This is a genomic window from Faecalibacterium duncaniae, assembly GCF_010509575.1.
GTDB classification, from domain to species: Bacteria; Bacillota; Clostridia; order Oscillospirales; family Ruminococcaceae; genus Faecalibacterium; species Faecalibacterium duncaniae.
In genome coordinates, this window is sequence record NZ_CP048437.1 from 338,606 (window position 1) to 361,214 (window position 22,609).

The following is a 22,609-nucleotide window of genomic DNA, read 5'->3' on the forward strand; positions in this document are numbered from 1 at the left end:
AAACAGCAAAAATCCCTCCCTGCCACGCCGGCAGGGAGGGATTTTTTAATTGTCCTTATATCATTTTTTGCGCTTACATCCGGAACCGCCAGCCCCAGCCGCCGCCACAGCAGCAGTTGCACAGCAGGTTGAGCAGGATCATGCTCCAGCACCAGCGCATCAGGCCGCCGGGCTGGGCGTAGGTGGTCTGGGTGCGGTAGGTGCGGCCCGGGTCCTGCAGATTGCGCAGGTTCATCTGGTACTCGGTGTTGCCGGGCTCCATCTGGGCGGCGCGGCGGGCATCCTGCAGGGCATCGATGCTGTTGCCCAGGCCCTGATTGGCCAGCGAGGAGAGATAATACCACCGGGCGGTGCGCACGGTGATGCCGTCCAGCACGCGGCGGGCCTCAGGGTAGCGCTGGTTGACGATGAAGTTGCGGGCGGCCTGCATCTCAGGCGTGTCTGCACCGTTGTAGCCGGGGCCGCGCTGCTGCTGATAATTGCCGCCAAAGCCGAATCCGAACCCGAAGGGGTCATAACCGAAGCCAAAGTCTCCGAAATCCCCGTTGGAGTAACCGTTCTGCTGGTACCCCTGCTGATAGCCGCCGTAAGAGGGGCCGCTCTGCTGGCCGTAGGCACCGCCGTAGCCGCCGCCCATCTGGGGGCCGGTCTCGCCTTTGGTGATGGCATCGTATGCCGCCTGCACCTCCTTGAAGTGCTCTTCGGCGGTGGGGTCGTTGGGGTTCAGGTCAGGGTGCCAGCGCTTGCACTTGGCACGGTAAGCCTTTTTGATCTCGTCTTCGCTGGCACCGCGCTGGATGCCCAGAACCTCATAGGGGTCTCTCATCGGTCTACTTCCTCACGTCTCTATTACCATCTGTGCGGCCATTGTGCCGCACAAGCAATCTTTAGTGTACAGGACTGGAACGGAAAAATCAAGGAAAACCGCCGGAATCAGGCGGTTTTGTCCTTCTTTTTTGCGTTTTTGCAGTGATATTTGAGCCACACGCCCGAATACAGGATGTTGCGCAGAAGGTCAACGTTCTCCACACAGGGCAGGCGCTCAAAGCTGCGGGCGCAGTTGGCCAGCAGCAGCTCAAAGATCTCCCGCATCTCTTCCTCGTACCCGGGCTCTCTGCTCAGGGTGCGCAGGGGATTGTATGCGCCCTTGCGCTCGTCCCGGGCCAGGTCGTCGTAGGCATCCAGCAGGTAGATATACTTGCCCAGGTTGAAGCCGATGTTGCGCAGCTCCGGCGACCAGTGATCCTGCCTGTAATCGAACAGCTCGGCCATCAGTTCCCCAAAGCAGCCGGAAACGGCATCCAGATCCTCGCTGCCCTCGGCCTCGTACCGGGCCAGCCGATCCAGACAGGTGCGGATGGCGCTGCACTGGCGGGGCCAGCGGGCAGCGGCCTGCTGCGTGGGGGCGGCAAGCATCTTTTCAAAGCCCAGGCCCAGCAGGCTGTGGTCATCGTTCCACTTGTCCTGCGCGTTGTAGTAGTGCAAAGCCACGCTCAGGTCCGCGCAGTAATCGGTGGGGCCGCTGGAACGCCACTCCACCTTCCGGATGGGGTGGATGGGGCAGTGGTCACAGCCTGTCACACAGGCGCTTTCGCCCTCATACAGGCTGCACAGCAGCAGATCCAGAAAGGTCAGGTCATAGCTCAGGGTCAGCCGTCCCCGGGTGCCGTGCAGCGCGCCAATGCGGCGGCAGAGCCCGCAGTAGGCCGCGCGGTACCGCGCCTGCGCCTCCGGGCTGAGCGCGGCCTGATTCGGGATAACATATCCGAACATGGCTCAGCTCTTCTTGATGAACTGGGTGCCGCAGCGGGGGCAGGAGATCTGGATGCGGCCGCGGCCGCGGGGCACGCGCAGCTTCTGGCGGCACTGGGGGCAGCGGTAGTAGTGATAGACCTTGCGGTTGGCCCACTGCTCCTTCCAGCCCTTGAACTTGTTGTCCACCCGGTCCTTCAGGGTGTAGAACTTGTAGTTCTCCTCGGTGCGCTTGGAGATGTTCCGGCTGAAGGTGCGGTAGTAGCAGAAGATCAGCAGGGCCGCGCCCAGATAGGTGAACAGGTTGACCCGGCTGATGATGGCGATGAGGAGCAGCACCAGCGAGGCAATGCTCAGGAATTGGTTCAGGCCATCGGTGCCATAGCGGCCGATCATAAACTGACGAAGTTTCTCTCTCATAGATTTCCGGTCCTTTGTCCTCAAGAATAACCCTCTCAGCCACGCGGACGCATGGACGGAGAGGGCGTTTGATTGTTCACAACAATAGAATATCAGCCAACCATGATAAAACTTTGAACAGATTGCAAATCTACCATGAAAGGACGAAATTTAATTGGCATTCTCTGCACCGGAGCGCTTGCGCACGGTCAGGGCGGCCTCCACATCCAGCGCGCCCTCCATCCGGCAGTGCAGCACGGCACGGCCTGCTTCACCGGTGGTGGCAAGGTAGGTGCCCGCCATGCCGCCCCGCAGGGGGACGATGGCCGGGCCCAGGATCTTTACCGGGCCTTCCACGCTGAGCTGAACGGCCTCACCGCAGTAGGGCAGCAGGTTGCCGTTCTGGTCGATGGCCCGCAGGCTGACCGCCGCGCAGTCCCAGGTGGGGCCGTCGGTCAGGATGGGATTGTGCACCACGCATTCCAGCCGGACCGACTGCACCGGCTCCTTGACCACGGTGCGGACGGTGCGCCCGTGCCAGACCGCCTCAAACCGGTAAACGCTGGACGGCCCGCCCAGCACGCCGATGTATTTGTAGTACATCCGGAGCAGGTCGTTTGCGCTCAGCCGCAGGGAGAGCATCCGCGCCCGGGAGAGAGGCGAAAGGTTCAGCGCGTCCCGGCGCATCTCGTTGAGGATGGCCGCCACCTGCGGGGCTGTGCTCTGGTCAAGGCCCTCATACTTTTCCAGCAGGGAGCCGACGAAATCCTGGATCTCGATGGGCGGGTGGGGCAGGGCGGCAAAGCGGCCCCGGCGGTCGGGGGTGAACTCGGCAATGAAATCGTTGCCCCGGTAGAGGCGGACGCTCTCGGCGTTGGTGAACACCCAGCAGGCCCCGGCAAAGCCGCCGGGGTGGTCGCCCAGCGCCATGCTGGAAGAGACCTCGAACACCACGTCCGAAGGGGAGCGGGGCGTTTTCTGGCTTGCGTAGACGGCGGCAGAGAGCTTCGGGTTGCGGAACAGGTCCGTCACGCCGTGGTAGCAGATGCGGTCGCCGCTGCCGAACTCGCGGTGGGTGTTGTAATCGGCCATGCACCAGCCAAGGGCACCGGCCACGCCCTGCTGGGCAATGGCATCGTTGAGGACGGCAGCATGGCGCAGAGCCTGTGCCAGCCGGTGCGGCTCGTCGTCAAAGGCTTTGGCCGGGAACTGCTGGCCCCCGAACTCGCTGATGAGGTAGCCCTTGCGCAGGTCAGGCGTAACGGCAGACCGGGGCTCGCAGCCCGGGCCCCGGCCGGAGTAGGAGTAATCGTTGTAGGCGTAAACGTCCTCGAGCAGCTGGCTCTTGCGGGCGATCCGCACGCCGCCGGTGGGGCGGGTGGGGTCCAGCCGATGGACAGCCTCGTTGGTGCGCTTGTAAAAGGCCTCGTTATCGGAACTGCCGTTCACCCGCACGCCCCACAGGAACACGCTGGGGTGGTTGCGGCACTGGCAGACCATCTCGCGGCAGTTCTGCAATGCCTGGGCCTGCCAGGCTTCATCCCCGATGTGCTGCCAGCCGGGCATCTCCACGAACACCAGCAGGCCCAGCTCATCGCAGGCATCCAGAAAAGCCGGGCTCTGGGGGTAGTGGCTGGTGCGCACTGCATTGCAGCCCAACTGCTTTTTCAACAATTGGGCATCCAGCTGTTGAATGCTGTCCGGCATGGCATAGCCCTGATAGGCGTAGCTCTGATGCCGGTTCAGGCCCCGCAGCTCCACCCGCTGGCCGTTCAGATAAAAGCCCCCGGCCACGAACTGGATGGTGCGGAAGCCGAACCGGGTGCTCTTTTCGTCCAGCACCCGGTCGGGCAGGCCGCTGGTGCCGGGCCGGATAAGCCGGACGGTCAGGGTATAGAGGAAGGGGTGCTCCACGCTCCAGGGGTGCACGCCGTTCAGGGTGCCCACAATGGGCAGGCTGAGCTCACCGCTGTACAGGGCTCTGCTCCCGGCGGGGCTGCGGATCTCGGCCTGCAGGGTGCAGCCGATGGTCTCGCCCACCGTGGAGGAATAGATGCGGAAATCGCCCTCGGCCTGCGCCTCGATGAAGATGTCGCGCAGGTAGGCGGGCTCCTTCACGTCCAGACTGACGGCCCGGTAGATGCCGCCGTAGGTCAGAAAATCGATCTGCCCGCCGAAGGGAGGAATGTTCAGGTCCTCCCGGCTGTCGCACCGGACAGCCACCACATTTTTTTGGCCCAGCAGCAGCGATTCGGTCAGGTCCACAGTAAAGGCGGTGTAGCCGCACCCGTGGTGGAACACCCGCCGCCCGTTGCAGAACACGGTGGCATCGTGGGCCACGGCTCCAAAGGTCAGCAGTACCGTGCGGCCCTGCCACTCTTTGGGCGCAAAAAACTCCCGCCGGTAGCCGGACACCCGCTGGTATTCGTTCTCGTTGCAATAGTTGTAGGGCAGCATTTTGACCGTGTGGGGCAAGCGCACCGGCTCCAGCTCCACCCCGGTGCATTCGGGGCGGACGATGGCGGGATCAAAGGTGGGGGCAAACAGCCAGCCGTCGTTCCAATCGTAGTGTTCCATAGCCTGTCTCCATCGCTCTGCACAAAAAATTCTTACCCTTATGCTACCACAAAGTTGTGAACGAAAAAAGCACTCGCTCCCTTATTTTTTCCGTTTTTGCAGAAAAAGCTGTTAAAATCAAAAAAGCCCCCGCCGGGCAGGCGGGAGCGAGGGGAAACTCAGCGGATAAAATTGGTCATGGGGCGGCGGGGATTCTCGGGGTGGGTGATGCCGTTTGCTTTGCCCAGTTCGATGCACTTGAGCAGCCAGGCCATGTTGCGGCCCAGCTCCCGCATCACGGCGCAGCCCTCTTCATCCTCCAGCACCTGCTCGGGCTTGGAGCCGTGGACCATGGGCCAGTAGGAACCGCTGACCAGCGGCATGTGGAAGAACTCGGGATACTTCACCAGCTGGTCCAGCGTGGTGGTGGTGCCGGCGCGGCGGGCCGAAGCGCAGATGGCAGCGGGCTTGTAGGCCAGATACTTGCCGCCCGCGTAGGCCAGACGGTCCATGAAGCTGGTCATGTTGCCGGAGGCGGACGCATAGTGGACAGGTGTGCCGAACACAAAGGCATCGGCGGTCTTGGCCTTTTCGATGGCCTCGTTGACCACGCCACCGAACACGCAGCCCTTACCGGCGGCACAGCCGCCGCAGCCGATGCAGCCGCCCACCGGCTTTGTGCCGACGTTCAGGATCTCGGTCTCGATGCCGCTGGCGTTCAGCTCCCCGGCGATCAGGGACAGGGCGGTATAGGTGCAGCCCTTCTCGTGGGGGCTGCCGTTGATGAGCAGGACTTTCATAAGCAGATACTCTCCTTTTTTGGCAAAACGCGCCGCACATGGGGCGCTTTGCCCTGATTTTAGCACAATTGCACCCTGAGTGCAACGCGCGCCCTTGACAAAGAGTTGCGTTTTGACGATAATATGGAGATACGAAAACACGAAACAGCTGCTGGCCGGGCAGGGGGCCCGGACAGCGGGAGAAGGAGGCAGATACATGCGCGTTATTGCAGGAGAAGCACGGGGCCGCAGGCTGGAAGCCCTGCCCGGCACCGAGATCACCCGCCCGACGATGGATCAGGTCAAGGAGGCCATGTTCAGCATCGTCCAGTTCGACCTGCCCGGTGCCCGGGTGCTCGACCTCTACGCAGGCAGCGGCCAGCTGGGCATTGAAGCCCTGAGCCGGGGTGCGGCCCGGTGCGTGTTCCTGGACGAGAACCGGGAGGCCGTGAACATCGTGATGAAGAACTGCAAGAACTGCGGCGTGTTTGACCGCAGCCGGGTCAACATCGGCGAGGCGGCACGGTATCTCTCCGCCTGCCATGAGCAGTTCGACATCGTGCTGCTGGACCCGCCCTTCCACACCGGCACGCTGGAAAAGATCCTGCCCGGCGTGGACAAATGCCTGGCTCCGGGCGGCATCGTGATCTGCGAGAGTGAGACCGGCCTGGTGCTGCCTGCCGAGGTGGGCGGCATGACCCTGAAAAAACAGTATAAATACGGCAAAGTCCTGCTGTGGAAGTATGGTAAGCCCCGGCAGAGCACCGGAGAGGGAGATGCGGAATGAACGTAAACGAGCTTTTGGATACCATTGAGGATACGCTGGAGGAGAGTGCCGGAATGCCCCTTTCGGGCGGCAAGCGCATCGTGGATGTGGAGCAGATCCGGGACTATCTGGACGAGATCCGCCAGAACCTGCCTGTGGAGCTGCGGCAGGCCCAGTCCATTGTCAGCGACCGTGCCCAGCTCATCGAATCGGCCAACGCACAGGCGCAGGCCATTGTAAAAAAGGCCGAGGAGCGCGCCCGTGTGCTGGTGAGCGAGGCTGAAATCGTCAAGGCGGCCCAGCAGCGCGCCGGAGAGATCGTCTCCGCCGCCCAGACCGAAGCCCGCACTGTCCGCCAGACCGTGACCGACTACTGTGATAATATGCTCAAGACCACGGAAGAGACGATGGCGGAAAACGCCGCACAGGTCAAAAATGTCCGTGCAAACCTGCGCCAGAGCCCCCGGAAACAGCTCTGATGCGGGAATGTGAAATTTCCCGGTGAGAGCTTCCGGCCCCTGCAAGCAAAAACGACGGCTTGCAGGGGCTTTTTTTGGTACATTTTGAGAGAAAAAACAAAAGGGAAACTCTTGCAATCAGGGGCCTGTTTTGTTACAATAAAATTGTATCCTCAAGGCTGACCGGGCCACAAACTCCCGGCAGGCCGCAGGCCGCTTTCCCGGGCAGCAGCTCCGGGCAGAAAAGGGCGGCAGATGCAGGATCTTATCTGAGTTTTGAAAGGAGGCTGGGAACATGGACACAGAAAAAACAGCACAGCCCTTTGACCCGGCCTCGTTTGAGCATGTCCCGGTGCTGCTGAACGAGTGCCTGGACGGCCTGAAGATCGACCCGGCGGGCACCTATCTGGACGGCACGGCGGGCGGCGCGGGGCACTCCCGCCAGATCGCCCTGCGGCTGAACGGCGAGCAGGGCGGCAGGCTCATCTCGCTGGATCAGGACCCCGATGCCGTGCAGACGGCCCGGGCCCGGCTGGCGGGCCTGCCTGCCACCGTGGTGCAGATCAACTTCCGCTATGCCGGACAAGCTCTGGAGCAGCTGGGCATTGAAACGATCAACGGCGCGCTGCTGGATCTGGGCGTGTCCAGCCATCAGCTGGATGACGCGGCCCGGGGCTTTTCCTACCGGGCAGATGCCCCGCTGGACATGCGGATGAGCCAGGAGGGTGAGACGGCCGCCGATCTCGTGAACAGCGAGAGCCGGGAGGAGCTGGCCCGCATCCTGCGGGATTACGGCGAGGAGCCCTTCGCCTGGCAGATCGCGGGCAGGATCGTGGAAGCCCGGGAAACTGCCCCCATTGAAACGACATTGCAGCTGGCGGATATCGTGGCCAGCGCCATGCCCCCGGCGGAGCGCCGGAAGAACAAAAACCCCTCCCGCCGCACCTTCCAGGCACTGCGCATTGCGGTAAACCATGAGCTGGACGCACTGGAAGAGGGGCTGGACACCATTTTTGCGCATCTCGCACCGGGTGGAAGACTTTGCGTGATCACCTTCCACTCGCTGGAGGACCGGCTGGTCAAAAACAAGTTCCGCCGCTGGTCCACCGCCTGCACCTGTCCGCCGGAGTTCCCGGTGTGCGTCTGCGGCGGCAAGGCCAAGGCAAAGCTGATCACACGCAAACCCATTGAAGCCAACACGCAGGAGCTGGAAGAGAACCGGCGCAGCCGCTCGGCCCACCTGCGGGTTTTGGAAAAGATCTGAGGGCGGCAAAGCCCCGGAGATGTGAGGAGGAGATCACCATGGGTCAGGCAGCATACGATATGACAGAGGTCCGGCGCAGAAGAGCGCCGCAGGCACAGCCAAAAGTCCCGCTGCGGGTAGAAAAGGGCGGCAAAAAGCGGCTGAACCCCGTGCGGGCTGCCATGCAGCACGCGCTGCAGCTGGTGGGCGCGGCTTTGCTGGTGGGCTTTGCGGTAAGCCTGCTGTGGAGCGAGGCACAGCTGGTGGAGCTGAACTCTCAGATCCAGAGCGCCAAGGCAGAGCTTGTGAGCGAGCAGAGCCAGTATACATACTACAACAGTGCCCTGAACAGCCGCACCAACATCACAAGTGTTGAGGAGACTGCCACACGCCTGGGGCTGATGAAGATCGACCAGAGCCAGATCACCTACATCCGGCTGGATGAGGGCAGCGTTCTGGTGCGCAAGGCATCCGCTGTGCGGCAGTGGTCGGATCTGCTCCACGATGGGGCAATGACCATTCTTGCCTCTGTCAGAACGGCAAAATAAACCAAACAACGAAAAGCGTGCGGCAGCGCACGCTTTTTCGGTTTTCTTCGGGAGTACGCAATGCAAACACCATCCTCCAATCCCAAAAAGAACAGCGTCCGCCGCCGCAGTGCGGACCCGCACGCACGGCTCAGTGCCCGGCTGCGTCATATCAGCTTTGGTGCCGCCGTGCTTCTTGTGGTGGTCGCCGCGCTGACCGTGATCTACAGCCTGTACAAGATCCAGATCCGCGACGGTGCCACCTACCGCCAGTACGCCGCCGAGCAGCAGCTGCTGGACAGCACCATTCAGGCCACCCGCGGTGAGATCTACGACACCAGCGGCATCACGCTGGCTTCCACCAGCGTGGTCTGGACCATCTGGGCCGACCCCTCTTACAGCACGGCCCTGTATACCACCACTACCGATCAGGACACCAAGGCGGAGACCCGCACCATCGATGAGGCCGCCATGAAGGAGGTCTGCACCCAGATCACCCTGCGCCTGCTTTCGGGCGACGGCGAGAGTCTGGACAGCGTGGACACCACTTCGGCAGAGTACCAGACCCAGTATCAGGCGGTCTGCGATGCCCTCTCCCAAAACGAAAGCTCCTATCAGGTGCTGGCCACCAAGGTCAACAATGCCATCAAGCTCTCCATTGAGGAGTACGTCAAGACCTACAACAAGGCCCACAGCAAGAGCGGAAAATCCGCCGGTGCGCTGGAAAAGATCCTGGGCAAGCTGGGCCTGGGCCAGGAGGAGAGCGACGACGGCACCCCCACTGTCCGCAAGGGGCGGGTGTCGGTGTCGGCCTCCAAGGGCTTCCAGCGGGATTACCCCTACGGCCGCTTTGCCGCCGCCGTGCTGGGCTTCTGCAATGCGGATGGTCAGGGCGTGTACGGTCTGGAAAACTCCTATGAGTCCACGCTGGCCGGTGTGAACGGCCGCACCATCACCCTGCGCAACGCCTACGGCAACGCCATTGCCGATGAAAACGCCACCACCTACGCCGCCAAGGACGGTTCCAATCTGGTGCTCTCACTGGATGTGAACATTCAGGAGGTAGTGGAGCGCTACCTGAACGAGGCCGTGGCGGCCAACACCGTTGAGAACCGCGGCTGCGCCATTGTGATGAATGTCAAGACCGGTGCCATCCTTGCCATGGCCTCCAAGCCGGACTTTGACCCCAATGACCCACAGGATTTCAGCGCCAATCTGGCCTACCTGACGGAGCAGGTGCAGGCCGAGCCGGAGCTGTACACCATCTACAAAAAAGACGAGAACGGCAACTACCTGCGGGACGAGAACGGCCAGAAGATCGCGGATGAGGAGGCCGACTACACCGGCACCTACCGGGATATCCAGTGGAAGAACAAGACCATCACCGAGCTGTACTACCCCGGAAGCGTGTTCAAGGTCATCACCGCCGCCATGGGTGTGGACAGCGGCAAAGCGACCTATTACACCACCCTGAACTGCTCCGGTGCTTACAGCGTGGCAAAGCAGACCTACCACTGCGCCGGCAGAAAGTCGCACGGGGCCCAGAATCTGGCCGAGGCCCTGCGCAACAGCTGCAACATCTACTTCATCCAGCTGGGCCAGCGTGTGGGCTCCAGCCTGTTCTATGATTACTTTGATGCCTTTGGCTTTACCGAGCGCACCGGTGTGGACCTGCCCAATGAGACCAGCTTCATGCAGTATTACAGCAAGAGCCGTCTGGGCGAGGTGGAGCTGGCCTCCTCCGCCTTTGGTCAGGCCATGGCCGTGACCCCGCTGCAGGTGTGCACTGCCATCTCGGCGGCAGTCAACGGCGGCTATCTGGTCACCCCTCATGTGGTGGATAAGATCACGGACCAGAACGGCAATGTGGTGCAGGAAATCGGCACCAACACCCGCCGTCAGGTCATCAGCGAGAGCGCCAGCGAGACCATCCGCCAGATCATGGAGTTTGAGGTGGGCGACGGCACCCAGGGCGGCGGCGGCAACGCCTATGTTGCAGGCTACCGCATCGGCGGCAAATCCGGCACCTCCGAGCAGCTGAACATGGACCGCCGCGCCGACGGCGACTACAAGAAGGTGGCATCCTTTGCGGCTGTCCTGCCCGCCAACGACCCGGAGATCCTGGTCTATGTCATGCTGGACGACCCCAACAATGCCCGCACCGACTATTCCTCCATTCTGGCGGCTCCGGTGGTAGGCAACATCATCAGTGAGATCGCGCCCTATCTGGGCATCGCCACCGACGGCGTGGACCGCAGCGGCACCACCGTCAAGGTGCCCAACCTGACGGGCAAGGAGTGGAGCAATGCGCAGGTGCAGCTGAACATCAAGGGCTTGAAGCATCACCTGGCCGAGAGCGAATCCGACCAGACCGCCGCCCTTGTTACCTACCAGTACCCCCGCGCGGGGGCAGAGGTGCCCTACGGCACCACTGTTTATCTGTATACCGATACCTATGAGGGCAAGCACGCCGAGGTGCCGGACGTGACCGGCAAGAGCGCGGACTTTGCCCGGCAGATGTTGAACGCCGCAGGGCTCAACTGCACAGTCGAAGGCTCCGGCATGGTCCAGAGCCAGAGTGAGGCACCCGGCTCCAGCGTCCAGCGGGGAACCATCGTACATCTGATCTGTGGATAAAGGGGAATGAGAGTATGGAAGCAATTGCAGCAAATATCCTGTTGGAGGGCCTGGCGGTCAACGCGCTGGCCCAGTGCGAGACCCCGGTCACGCTGGTGACCACCGACAGCCGTGAGGTCTGCCCCGGGTGCATCTTTGTGGCGTTCCCGGGCGAAAAATTCGACGGCCATGATTTTGCCGCCAAGGCGCTGGAAAACGGCGCGCTCTGCGTGGTGCTGAACCACCCCGTGGAAGGCGTGCCGGAGGAGAAGAGCGTGATCTGCCCGGACAGCTACCACGCCATGATGGTGCTGGGTGCCAATTATCGCAGCCAGTTCCACCCAAAAGTGGTGGGCGTGACCGGCAGCGTGGGCAAGACCACCACCAAGCAGATGACCTACGCCGCCATTGCAGGCTTTGGCAGTACCATCAAGACCGAGGGCAACCAGAACAATGAGCTGGGCCTGCCCCGCACCATGTTCCGCATCGGCAAAGAGACCCAGTACGCTGTGGTGGAGATGGGAATGAGCCACGCCGGGGAGATCGAGCGCCTGAGCAAGTGCGCCCGCCCGGATGTGGGCATCATCACCTGCATCGGGATGTCCCACATCGGCAACCTGGGCAGTCAGGAGAACATCTGCAAGGCAAAGCTGGAGATCTGCGCCGGTCTGCCGGAGGGTGCTCCGCTGGTGCTGAACGGGGACGACCCCTTCCTGCGCAAGGCCGTCCTGCCCGACCATGTCCGTCCGGTCTGGTTCAGCCTGGGCGATGAGAACGCCGATGTCTGTGCCCTGTCCATCCAGCAGGATGAAAAGGGCATGAGCTTTGTGCTGGAGGATCACGAGGAGGGGACTTTTCTCGTAAAGATCCCCGCCATGGGCCGTCACAATGTGGCCAACGCGCTGGCTGCCTACTGCGCCGCCACCCGTCTGGGGCTGAATGCCCGCCGGGTCATTGCCGGTCTGGCGGACTTTGAGCAGACCGGAATGCGCCAGAAGGTGGTGCACGCCAGAGGCGTGGATGTCATTGAGGATTGTTACAACGCCAACCCCGACAGCATGAAGGCCGCGCTGGCCATGTTCAGGGAGTATCCCTGCAAGCGCCGCTTTGCCCTGCTGGGCGATATGCTGGAGCTGGGCGATATCAGCCGCGCCGCCCACGAGGAGGTGGGCCGTCAGGCTGTGGAGAACAAGGTGGACTACCTCGTCACCTATGGCGAGCAGGCCAAGCGCATTGCTGTGGTGGCTGCCGCCAAGGGGCTGCCCACCCTCCATGCCGACACCTACGCTCAGGCCGCCGAGACCCTGCTGGACAAAATGCAGCCCGGCGATGCCCTGCTGGTCAAGGCCAGCCGCGGCATGGCACTGGAAAAAGTGCTGGAGATCTTTTACAAGGAGTAACATCGAGCTATGATTCGTTTCGCCTTGATCGCCGCCTCAACGCTGGGGTTCTTCCTCACGGCGGCGCTCGGGAATCTGATGGTGCCGCTGCTGCGGGCGTTCCAGGGACGCTGGGATGAGCCCAAGGCCCGGCAGGCACCATCACCCAAGCAGGAAGCGCCGGATGCCGAACCGGAGCGCCCGCCGCAGGCACCCACCATGGGCGGGCTCTGCCTGATGGTGGGGGTGTTGGCCGCTGTGGGCGTGGGCTGGACAGCCGCCTGTGTGGCCCAGCCTGAGCTGCTGGGGGCCGAGAGCCTGTTCTCGGTCCGGCTGCTCACAGCGCTGCTGGGAGCTTTGCTCTTTGGCGGCGTGGGTCTGCTGGAGGATCTGGCCCGCATCCGCAGCCGTTCTGTGCTGGGCCTGCGGCGGCACACCCGCCTTGGGCTGGAAGCCGCTGCCGGTGCCGTGGTGCTGGTGCTGCTGGGAGCCAAAGGCTGCCTTGCAGCCGGGATCACCCTGCCGGGTGTGGGCTATGTCGATCTGGGCATTGCCGCCCCGCTGCTGTGGGAAGGGCTGCTGGTCGCACTGGCCGAGTGCGCCCGCGTTGCCGATGGCATGGACGGCATCGTCTGCGGCACGTCCTTTGCGGCCATGCTGGGCCTGATGGGGGTGATGACCCTGCTGGGCTGGTTCCCGCTGGGCGTTCTGCCCGCCGCACTGGCCGGTTCCCTGATGGCCTTCCTGCTCTGGAACTTCCCGCCCGCAAAGCTGCGGCTGGGCAGCGTGGGCAGCCTGTTTCTGGCCGGGATGCTGGGGTGCGTGCCCCTGTGCATCGGCTGGCCTGACCTCACCCTGCCGCTGGCCCTGCCCTTCTGGCTGGAGGGCGGCATGGTGGCCCTGCAGATTCTGGTCTGCAAGGCCAGCCGGGGCCGCAGGCAGCTGTTCCGCTCGGCACCGCTCCACCGCTGGCTGGAGCTGCGGGGCCAGAGCGCGGAACAGATCTTTTATACCTTTTGTGTCATTGCCATGCTGGGCGTGGCGCTGACCGTTCAGCTGGCAAAAATCAGTTAAGGAGGGGTGCAGTTTGGCAACACTCCGCAGAAAAAAAGCAGAGCCTTTTTCCGTCTTTCAGCGGGACCCCGGCCCCTGGCCGCCCATCCTGCTCAACTGGATGGCGACCCTGGCCATCATCATGGTGTTCGGGCTGGTCATGCTGTTCAGTGCAAGCTATACCACGGGCTATCTCCGCTTTGGGGACAGCTTCCATTACATCAAATCCCAGCTGCTCTGCACGGTGCTGGGCCTGGGCATGATGTTCCTGTTCTCCTATTTTGACCACCGTTTCCTGCGCAGAATGGTCAAGCTGGGCTATGTTGTCTGCCTGATCCTGCTGGTGCTGGTGCTGTTCAGCAGCCCCATCAACGGCTGCCGCCGGTGGATCAGCTTCGGCGGCCTGACCTTACAGGCCTCCGAGGTGGCAAAGTTTGAGATGATCCTGCTCACGGCAGACATCGCCGCCAGGACCCCGCAGGTCAAATTCGGCGAGGTGCCCCTGCGCAAGTGGGTCTACCACAGCATCGTGGTGGAGCTCATCCGGCCCATCCTGTGGCTGGTGCCTGTCCTGATCCTGCTGGTGCTGGAGCCCCACATGTCGGGCATCCTGCTGACCACGGCCATCGTGGGCACCATCCTGCTGCTGGGCGGCAGCGGCGGCATCATTACCTGGGGCTGCGCCGGTGCCGCGCTGTTCCTGCTGGAGACTTTGCTGAAGCATGTGGACTCCATCGACTACCTGCAGAGCCGTCTGGACGGCTGGACGCAGGATCTTGACCGGATGACCAGCCAGACCAAGCAGAGCCTGTACGCCATCGGCTCAGGCGGTGCCACGGGGCTGGGGCTGGGCAACAGCATCGAAAAGCAGCTCTGGCTGCCGGAGAGCACCAACGACTTTATCTTCAGTGTCGTGTGCGAGGAACTGGGCTTCGTCGGCGCGGTGATCGTCATCGTGCTGTTCGTCCTCTTTCTGGTGCAGGGCTTCTGGATCGCCTTCCATGCCGAAAACCGGTTCTGCACGCTGGTGGGCATCGGCATCATGGCGCAGATCGCCTGGCAGGTGTTCTGCAACATCGCCGTTGTCACCAACACCCTGCCCAACACCGGTATTTCGCTGCCCTTCTTCTCCTCCGGCGGCACCAGTCTGATCCTGCTGCTGGCCGAGATGGGCGTTATGGTCAATATCGGACGCAACGGTGAACGGGCTCGTCTGGAACGGGAGGAAGCCCACGCCGAGCGGGAGCGCCAGCGCAAGGCAAAGACCATTGTGCTGGATACCGCGCGCAGAGCGCAGACAGAACAGTAAGGAGGAACCAAGATGCGTGTACTCATTGCAGCCGGCGGCACTGCCGGCCATATCAACCCGGCTCTGGCCATTGCGGGAGCCATCAAAAAGGCCGACCCCACCGCCGAGATCCATTTTGCAGGCCGGAAGGAGGGTATGGAGTACCGTCTGGTCACACAGGCGGGCTATCCCTTCCATCACATCGAGATCACCGGCTTTCAGCGGAAGCTGAGCCTGAACAATATCAAGCGGAATTTCATTACCCTGTGGAATCTGGCACTCTCCGGCCCCAAGGCCAAAAAGATGATGAAGGACATCCAGCCCGACCTGGTCATTGGCTGCGGCGGCTATGTGTCCGGCCCGGTGGTGCGCTGCGCCGCCAGACAGGGCATCAAGACCGCCCTGCATGAGCAAAACGCCTTTCCCGGCGTGACCAACAAGCTGCTGGCCCCGGATGTGGACATCGTATTTGCCGCTGTGCCCGCCGCCGTGGAAAAGCTGGGCGCACCCGAAAAGACCATCGTGGTGGGCAATCCCGTCCGGCCTGAGGTGTTCACCCAGGCGAAGAACCGGGAAGCCATCCGTGCCGAACTGGGCGCAGGCGACCGCACCGTGATCCTCTCCTTTGGCGGCAGTCTGGGTGCCCGCCGCGTGAACGAGGTGGTGGCCGACCTCTGCGCCTGGGAGCAGAAGAACAAAAAGCCCGTCCTCCATCTCCATGCCACCGGCCAGTACGGCGTGCAGCTGTTTCAGGATCTGGAAAAGGAAAAGGGCTTTGCCCCCGGCGAGAGCCTTGTGGTGAAGGAATACATCAACAATATGCCCGAGCTGCTGGCCGCAGCGGACCTTGTCATCAGCCGCGCCGGTGCCCTGACACTGGCCGAGCTGGAGGCTGTGGGCCGTGCCGCCGTGCTTATCCCCAGCCCCAACGTGGCAGAGAACCACCAGTATTACAACGCCATGGAGCTGCAGAAGGCCGGTGCTGCTGTGGTCATTGAGGAAAAAGACCTGACCGGCGAAAAGCTGGTGCAGACCGTTTCCGGGATGCTGGCCCAGCCCGGCAAGCTGGCTGAGATGGGCCGCAATGCCCGGAGCCTGTCGGTGGACGACAGCCTGGACCGCATTGCGGATGCCCTGCTCAAGCTGGTCAAGACCCCGTAACGGAAGGAAAAAACAGAGGAAAGGAGGTGCAGCCGGATGCCGCAGAATGACCGGAACAGCCGGAACCGCAAGCGCCGCCGGGCCTACGATCAGGCCCGGGATGATCGGCGCGGCGGGCAGAGCACCCAGCGCCGCAGCAGCGCGGGTGCAGGCAGTGACCTGGGGTACAGCGGGTACGCAGGATATTCCTCCGGCGGCCACCCCATCACGAACCCCAATTATGACCCCGATGCGCCCCGCCCCAGCCGGTACACGGAGCGCACGGTGAACTACGGCTCCTACCCGGATAACAGCATCACCTTTCCCACCGGCGGGCGGAGCAGCCAGAGCGGCGCACAGCGCCCCCGCAGCGGGCAGAGCGGCCAGCGGCGCACCTCCGGGGGCAATCAGCGGAACCGCCGCCCGGCCAGCGGCCAGAACCGGAACGCCCAGCGCCGCCCGCAGAACGCTCAGAATCGCAGCGGCCAGCGGATGCGGCCGGTGCAGGGGCAGAACGCCCGGCGTGACCCCGTCCGGCGGGAGGGCAGGAAAAAGCGGAAGCTGACCCGGGCCGCCATCCGGCGGCGCAGGCTCATGCGGCGGCTCACGGCCCTTGTCATGCTGCTCTGCGTCATCGGCGCGGGAGTCTACCTCACCGTGACGATGCTGTTCAAGATCAGCTCCATTCAGGTGCAGACAGCGGACGGTGTGGTGCAGGAGGCCGGCGGCTATACCAGCGACCAGATCCTGCAGGCGCTGGATGTCCATCTGGAAGAGAATATCTTCAGTTTTGACCCCGGCAGCAAGGCCGCCGCGCTGGAAAAAGTATTCCCCATGCTGGAGGATATCCGGGTGGAGCGGGATTACCCCGGCACCGTGGTGGTGCGGGTAACAGAAGCCCAGCCTGCCTGGGCCATGCAGACCTCATCCGGCTGGCTGACCCTCTCGGGCGGCCTGAAGATCCTGGAAAAGGATTCTGCCCAGCCTGCCGGTCTGCCCACTCTGTACGGCGGCGAACCGGTCTCTGCCGAGCCCGGCGAACAGCTGACCTTTGCGGCAGAGCCCAAGGCCGACAGCACCCCGGACAGCATCCCGGACAGCGCCGCCGACAGCAGCGCCTCCGGCACTGTTGAGGAGGAGGCGGACCAGCGGCTGGAAAGCCTGAACACCCTGCTGGCCGCGCTGGATGCCGCAGGCATGAGCGCCGACGTGACCCGCATCGAGTTTGCGGATGTGGACGAGATGGCCTTCCTCTATCAGGACCGCATCAGTGTCTGGCTGGGCACCCTGAACGAGCTGGAATATAAGCTCAAGCTGGCAAAGCACGTCCTGCTGAATGAGGACGGCAAGGGCTGTGCCGCGACCGACACCGGAAAGCTGGACTTCACCCATATCAGCATGTCCAGCACCCGCAAGTTCACCTTTGCACAGGGCGAGCCGGAGCTGCCCTCCGGCTACATCTTGCCTGAACCGGTGGAGGAAACACCCACCGAAGAAGGTGTGACCGGTGAGACGGCAGAAGGCACGGCCACAGACGGCACCGCCCCGGCAGAGGGTGAAGCCGCCGCAGATGCCGCTGCCGAAACACCAACGGATACCGCCGCAGCCCCGGCAGGACCCGAAGCCGGACCGACGGCACAGCCGACCCCCGCCGAAGGAACGACCCCGGCGGCGGGCGATGCAAACCAACCCCAAACGACCCAATGAGGAGCGTGTAATGTTATGAAGCTGGAACAATTACTGGAAGGCGTGCCCTTTACGCTGGTGCAGGGCAGCCTGGATACCGAAGTGCAGGACATCATCTACGACAGCCGGAAGGCAGCCCCGGGCCTTGCCTTTGTCTGCATCGTGGGCACTCAGCGTGACAGCCACGAGTTTGCCGCGGACTGCGCCGCCAAGGGCGTGAGCGTGCTGGTCATCCAGCATGACATTGACCTTTCTGCCATGCCCGGTGTGACCGTGGTCAAGGTGGAGAGCAGCCGCTATGCCATGGCGCTGATGAGCGGCAACCTCTTTGGCAACCCCTCCCGCCAGATGACCATGATCGGCGTGACCGGTACCAAGGGCAAGACCACCACCACCCACATGATCAAGAGCGTGCTGGAAGCTGCCGGGAAAAAGGTCGGCATGATCGGCACCAACGGCATCTATTTCATGGGCTGTCATCAGGAGACCGCCAACACCACCCCTGAGAGCTACGAGCTGCAAAAGACCTTCCGCCAGTTTCTGGATGCAGGCTGCGACGTGGCCCTGATGGAGGTGTCCAGCCAGGGCCTGATGATGGACCGTGTGGCGGGGGTGCACTATGATATCGGCGTGTTCACCAACCTTTCCCCCGACCACATCGGCCCCGGTGAGCACAAGACCTTTGAGGAGTACCGCAGCTGGAAGGGGCAGCTCTTCCGGCGGTGTGATGTGGGCGTGGTGAACATCGATGACGAGAACACCGAAGCCCTGCTGGAAGGCCACACCTGCAAGCTGGTGACCTATGGCCGCAGTGAAAAGGCCGACTACCGCGCCGAGGGCTGTGAGCTGCTGCGCACCCACGATTTTCTGGGCGTGGCGTTCCACGTTTCCGGCAGAGACAATATGGATGTCAGGGTGAACATGCCCGGCGAGTTCAGCGTCTACAACGCGCTGGCTGCCCTGGCCGTGGGCAAGGTGCTGGGCCTGCCCGATGCCGCCATCCATGAGGGTCTGGGCAAGTGCGTGGTCAAGGGCCGCGTGGAGCTGGTGCCCATCAGCAAAAAGTTCACCATCCTGCTGGATTACGCCCACAACGAGGTCTCCACCGAGAGCCTGCTCACCACCCTGCGGGCCTATCACCCCCACCGGCTGGTGGTGGTGTTCGGCTGCGGCGGCAACCGCTCCAAGCTGCGCCGCTACGGCATGGGCGAGACCTGTGCAAAAATGGCGGATTTCTCCATCCTGACCGAGGACAACAACCGCTTTGAGAAGATCGAGGACATCCTCGCCGATATCCGGGTGGGCATGAACAAGGGCAACCCCGATGCCAAGTTTGTGGAGATCCCAGACCGTCTGGACGCGCTCCACTACGCTGTGGATCACGCCCAGGAGGGCGACCTGATCGCCGTCATCGGCAAGGGCCACGAGACCTACCGCGACCGTGAGGGCGTGAAAACCCCCTTCCTGGAACGGGAGCTGCTGGAAGAATACGCCCAGCAGATCGGGTTGGAATAAACAACAAAAACGCGCTGTGTCGTTGGACACGGCGCGTTTTTTGCTGCTGCTTTGGCACGCAGGCCTTCGGCTCAGCAGGATCGAATTTGCAGGCGGCCGGCACTCGCACGGCCATGGCAGCGCTTACGCGCCCCACACCAGCCAGAGATACACATAGCCCGTCAGGACGGCTGCCAGCGTGAACGGGATGCCGATGCGCAGGAAATCACGGGTGCGCACCTGCTCACCCTGCTTGCGCAGGATGCCGATGGCTGCAATGTTGGCCGAAGCGCCAATGGGGGTCAGGTTGCCGCCCAGAGTTGCGCCCGTGAGCAGGCCGAAATAAAACAGCTCGGGCGGGAAGCCTGCACCGCCGTTCATCAGCCCGGCAATGCCCTGCACCACCGGCAGCATGGTGGCCACATAGGGGATGTTGTCGATGAAGGCAGAAAGGCCCACCGAGACGAATACCAGCAGGGTATAGAGCCGGAAGGGATCATCACCGGAGAGGGTGTAGAACAGCTGGGCGGCGGCATCGATGACCCCGGCCTTGCGGATGCCCTCGATCAGGATGAACAGCCCGAACAACAGGAGCAGGGTGTCACAGTCCAGCTCCCGGGCCGCCAGCCGGAACGGCGCGAACGAGCGGCGGCGCAGGCAGGCGCGCAGGATGCCGAACAGGCAGACCCCTGCACAGATCAGACCGCTGCGCAGGCCATAGAGCGCCAGCGGCAGACCGCCCGCAGGCTGGGGCAGGAAGGAGGCCGCGATGAGCAGGCCCACCGTCAGCAGCATCAGGGCGGAGGGAACCGTGTCGGTGACCTCGGTCTCCACCGTGGCCGAGATGGGCTGGGTCTCGTGCCGGAAGGTGAACAGCAGCACGCCCAGAGAGGCCAGCGCCCCCAGCTCCACCCCGAAGAAGATGCCGGGCCTGCCCTCCATCCAGAAGAAATTGAAGAAGTTCATCCCCGCAAAGCCGCCCAGCAGGATGCTGGTGGTGTCGCCCACAAGGGTGGCGGCTCCCTGCAGGTTGGAGGAGACCGCAATGGAGATGAGGACGGGCACGGGGGAGATCTTGAGCTTGCGGGCAATGGCAAGGCCCACCGGGGCCACCATGAGCACTGTGGCAACATTGTCCACAAAGGCGCTGATGACCCCGGCAAAGAGGGCCAGCATACACACGGCCCATTTCACATTGGGCACCCGCACGATGAGCAGCTCGGCCAGCCGGGCAGGCATCCTGCTCTCAATAAAGAGGGAGACCGTGCCCATGGTGCCCGCCATCATCAGCAGGACATTGAAGTCCACAGCCCGGGCGGCATCCATCAGGGTAAAGTCCCACAGGCCCGCCGCGCCCAGAGCCAGAAACAGAGCGGCCCCGCCCAGCGCGGCAAAAGGCCGGTACTGCGGCAGGGCCAGCATCAGAAGATAGGTCAGCAGAAAAATGATCAGTGCAGGAAGCATACGCAGTCCTCAGCTTTCGGGCCTGGCATCGGTGTCCTCGTCGATCATCCGGTATCCCACGCCCAGTTCGTTCAGAATATAGGTGTTGCGGCCAGGCACGCTGCCCAGCTTTTTGCGGATGTTTGCCATGTTGACCTGCAGCTTTTTGGTGCTGCCGCAGTCGGTATCGCCCCAGATGGCCCGCACGATGGCGGCATAGGTCATCACCCGGCCTGCATGTTCCGAGAGGAAGGCCACGATGTTATATTCGGTCTGGGTCAGCTTGATCTCGGCACCGTCCACAAAGACCTTGCGGCGCTCATAGTTGATCTCAAGCCCCTGTGCCCGGAACAAGCCGCCGGGCATCCCGCCCAGCACGCCGAAGCGGTTGGTGCGCAGGGCGGCGCGCACCCGGGCCAGCAGCTCGCCGGTGCCAAAGGGTTTGGTGATGTAATCGTTGGCTCCCAGATCCAGCGCTTCGATCTTGTCCTGCTCGGTGGTGCGGGCCGAGAGCACGACGATGGGGGTCAGGAACTTCTGCCGCACAAAACGGATGAGCTCCAGACCGTCCCGGTCAGGCAGGCCCAGATCCAGGATGATAAGGTCCGGATTGTGGGAGGTGAACAGGGTCTGACCCATGGCGCAGGTGTTGGCAACAAGGGCCTGATAGCCGTTGGTCTCCAGCAGCGTCTCAATAAAGCTGCAGATGTTGGCCTCATCTTCCACGACCAGAACCTTGAATTTGTTATTGCTCATCTTCATTTTCCTCCGTCTCAATCGATTCGGTCTCCAGCCAGAAGCGGATGCTGGTGCCCTCGCCCACCTTGCTCTCGGCCTGGATCTCGCCGCCGTGCGCCTTGACGATGGCGGCACAGACCGAAAGGCCGATGCCCATGCCGTGCTTGCCGCTGTCGGCCGCGGCATCGGCGGGCAGCACACCGGTGAACAGGGTGCGCAGGCGTTCCTTCGGAATGCCGCAGCCGTTGTCCGATACCTCAAACACCGCCCGGCTGCCCAGCGTGAACACCCGCAGGGTCAGCTGGGTCATCCCCTCGGCGTGGACGGCGGCATTCTCCAAAAGGTTCGTCAGCACCTGCGAGATCAGCATCGAGTCCATGGGGATCACGATGAAGCTGTCGGGCAGGTAGGTGGTAACGGGCACCTTGGGGTAGCGCTTCTGGAACCGTACCAGCACGGTATCGATCAGCTCGTCCAGCACGGTGGGGGTCTTTTGCACGGCTACCTGCCCGCCGTCAAAGCGGGTGACAGACAGCAGGTTCTCCACCATCCGGTTCAGCCACTGGGCATCGGAACAGGCTTCGCCAAGAAGTTTTAATTTTTGCTCTTTTTCCAGGCTGTCATAATTTTCAATGACCGTGGAACAGGCCCCGTAAATGGAAGTAAGGGGCGTGCGCAGATCGTGGGAGACGGCCCGCAGCAGGGTGGCCCGCATCTTTTCGGTCTCGCTCTCCATCCGCAGCTGTTCCTGCTTTTTGATGCGGGTGGTCAGGGTGCTGGTCATAATGGACACCACCAGCATCGCCATGCCCGAGAACAGGTTTTCCGGCAGAGTGAAGTTGAAGGCAAAGTAAGGGGAGCGGAACGCAAAATTCACGGCCAGCACGCCGATCAGGGAAGCCACTACGCCCCACACATAACCATCCGTATAGACCGAGATCAAAAAAACTGCCAGAACAAACACCATCGATGCAACGCCGTCGATCCGGCCGGTGATCTGCTGTGTGCCGGTCACGATGAGAAAGGCGGCGCACAGCACAGCGGCCAGGACCAGCGCGTCGTGCCAGCGGGTCTTCTGCTTCATGGGGATCCCTCCATATCTATTCTACTCCAGATGAAAAGTATACCATACTTTTCCTAAAGATGCAGTAAAGGCTGAAAAAAGAGCGGTTGTTCCGGGGCGAAAAACGCCGGATGGTGCGTAAAAAATGAAGGAGAAACCACAAAAGGCCCCGGAATGCGCTTCCGAGGCCTTTTGTGGTTTTGGGATATTCAGAACTTCTGCCAAGATG

General features: G+C 62.6%; 19 protein-coding genes. 11 read left to right on the top strand and 8 right to left on the bottom strand.

Features of this window, described 5'->3' with window-relative positions:
- Positions 1 to 73 precede the first annotated feature (73 nt).
- From GXM22_RS01500 to GXM22_RS01520, 5 genes are all read right to left on the bottom strand, one after another.
- Positions 74 to 826 carry a J domain-containing protein gene (locus GXM22_RS01500; RefSeq protein ID WP_005930092.1) on the bottom strand — a complete coding sequence of 251 codons (753 nt, stop codon included), beginning with the start codon at positions 824 to 826 and terminating at the stop codon, positions 74 to 76.
- 107 nt (positions 827 to 933) lie between these two features.
- The gene (locus GXM22_RS01505; protein WP_005930089.1) at positions 934 to 1,773 is read right to left on the bottom strand and encodes a DUF5685 family protein; all 840 of its coding nucleotides are present in this window, start codon (positions 1,771 to 1,773) and stop codon (positions 934 to 936) included.
- A gap of 3 nt (positions 1,774 to 1,776) precedes the next feature.
- A complete protein-coding gene (locus tag GXM22_RS01510) occupies positions 1,777 to 2,172 on the bottom strand; it encodes an RING finger protein (protein ID WP_005930086.1) in 396 nt (131 codons plus the stop codon).
- Between the two features lie 150 nt (positions 2,173 to 2,322).
- Entirely contained in the window at positions 2,323 to 4,728 is a 2,406-nt protein-coding gene (locus GXM22_RS01515; RefSeq protein ID WP_005930084.1) for a glycoside hydrolase family 2 protein, read from the bottom strand.
- 158 nt (positions 4,729 to 4,886) lie between these two features.
- A complete protein-coding gene (locus GXM22_RS01520; protein WP_035393384.1) occupies positions 4,887 to 5,507 on the bottom strand; it encodes a flavodoxin family protein in 621 nt (206 codons plus the stop codon).
- 196 nt (positions 5,508 to 5,703) lie between these two features.
- Between GXM22_RS01520 and rsmD the strand changes: the two genes are divergently transcribed.
- The 11 genes from rsmD to GXM22_RS01575 all read left to right on the top strand — a co-directional run bounded on the left by rsmD (position 5,704) and on the right by GXM22_RS01575 (position 19,157).
- On the top strand, positions 5,704 to 6,273 hold the full coding sequence (gene rsmD / locus GXM22_RS01525; RefSeq protein ID WP_005930078.1) for a 16S rRNA (guanine(966)-N(2))-methyltransferase RsmD: 570 nt from the start codon (positions 5,704 to 5,706) through the stop codon (positions 6,271 to 6,273).
- A complete protein-coding gene (locus tag GXM22_RS01530; RefSeq protein ID WP_005930075.1) occupies positions 6,270 to 6,731 on the top strand; it encodes an ATP synthase subunit B family protein in 462 nt (153 codons plus the stop codon). The genes rsmD and GXM22_RS01530 overlap by 4 nt, the downstream gene beginning before the upstream one ends.
- Before the next feature lie 274 nt (positions 6,732 to 7,005).
- The gene (gene rsmH, locus GXM22_RS01535; protein WP_005930069.1) at positions 7,006 to 7,974 is read left to right on the top strand and encodes a 16S rRNA (cytosine(1402)-N(4))-methyltransferase RsmH; all 969 of its coding nucleotides are present in this window, start codon (positions 7,006 to 7,008) and stop codon (positions 7,972 to 7,974) included.
- Between the two features lie 38 nt (positions 7,975 to 8,012).
- Positions 8,013 to 8,501: a hypothetical protein gene (locus tag GXM22_RS01540; RefSeq protein ID WP_005930066.1), complete on the top strand. Its 489-nt coding sequence runs from the start codon at positions 8,013 to 8,015 to the stop codon at positions 8,499 to 8,501.
- 60 nt (positions 8,502 to 8,561) lie between these two features.
- The gene (locus tag GXM22_RS01545) at positions 8,562 to 11,117 is read left to right on the top strand and encodes a peptidoglycan D,D-transpeptidase FtsI family protein (protein ID WP_005930064.1); all 2,556 of its coding nucleotides are present in this window, start codon (positions 8,562 to 8,564) and stop codon (positions 11,115 to 11,117) included.
- Positions 11,118 to 11,131: 14 nt separating this feature from the next.
- Entirely contained in the window at positions 11,132 to 12,496 is a 1,365-nt protein-coding gene (locus GXM22_RS01550; RefSeq protein WP_005930062.1) for a UDP-N-acetylmuramoyl-tripeptide--D-alanyl-D-alanine ligase, read from the top strand.
- A gap of 9 nt (positions 12,497 to 12,505) precedes the next feature.
- A complete protein-coding gene (locus tag GXM22_RS01555; protein WP_005930060.1) occupies positions 12,506 to 13,549 on the top strand; it encodes a glycosyltransferase family 4 protein in 1,044 nt (347 codons plus the stop codon).
- A gap of 13 nt (positions 13,550 to 13,562) precedes the next feature.
- Positions 13,563 to 14,837, top strand: a complete 1,275-nt coding sequence (locus tag GXM22_RS01560; RefSeq protein ID WP_035393380.1) for an FtsW/RodA/SpoVE family cell cycle protein — start codon at positions 13,563 to 13,565, stop codon at positions 14,835 to 14,837.
- Between the two features lie 12 nt (positions 14,838 to 14,849).
- On the top strand, positions 14,850 to 15,977 hold the full coding sequence (gene murG / locus GXM22_RS01565) for an undecaprenyldiphospho-muramoylpentapeptide beta-N-acetylglucosaminyltransferase (protein WP_005930056.1): 1,128 nt from the start codon (positions 14,850 to 14,852) through the stop codon (positions 15,975 to 15,977).
- A 36-nt stretch (positions 15,978 to 16,013) separates the two neighbouring features.
- Positions 16,014 to 17,663: a cell division protein FtsQ/DivIB gene (locus GXM22_RS01570; protein WP_099357251.1), complete on the top strand. Its 1,650-nt coding sequence runs from the start codon at positions 16,014 to 16,016 to the stop codon at positions 17,661 to 17,663.
- 15 nt (positions 17,664 to 17,678) lie between these two features.
- Complete coding sequence (locus GXM22_RS01575; protein WP_005930048.1) at positions 17,679 to 19,157, top strand: UDP-N-acetylmuramoyl-L-alanyl-D-glutamate--2,6-diaminopimelate ligase; 1,479 nt, start codon at positions 17,679 to 17,681, stop codon at positions 19,155 to 19,157.
- Positions 19,158 to 19,280: 123 nt separating this feature from the next.
- Here the strand turns inward: GXM22_RS01575 and GXM22_RS01580 are convergent, their stop codons facing one another.
- The 3 genes from GXM22_RS01580 to GXM22_RS01590 are packed head-to-tail and all read right to left on the bottom strand — an operon-like array spanning position 19,281 to position 22,401.
- On the bottom strand, positions 19,281 to 20,600 hold the full coding sequence (locus tag GXM22_RS01580) for an ArsB/NhaD family transporter (protein WP_005930045.1): 1,320 nt from the start codon (positions 20,598 to 20,600) through the stop codon (positions 19,281 to 19,283).
- Positions 20,601 to 20,609: 9 nt separating this feature from the next.
- The gene (locus GXM22_RS01585) at positions 20,610 to 21,335 is read right to left on the bottom strand and encodes a response regulator transcription factor (protein WP_035393378.1); all 726 of its coding nucleotides are present in this window, start codon (positions 21,333 to 21,335) and stop codon (positions 20,610 to 20,612) included.
- On the bottom strand, positions 21,325 to 22,401 hold the full coding sequence (locus tag GXM22_RS01590) for a sensor histidine kinase (protein WP_005930036.1): 1,077 nt from the start codon (positions 22,399 to 22,401) through the stop codon (positions 21,325 to 21,327). The genes GXM22_RS01585 and GXM22_RS01590 overlap by 11 nt, the downstream gene beginning before the upstream one ends.
- Positions 22,402 to 22,609 lie beyond the last annotated feature (208 nt).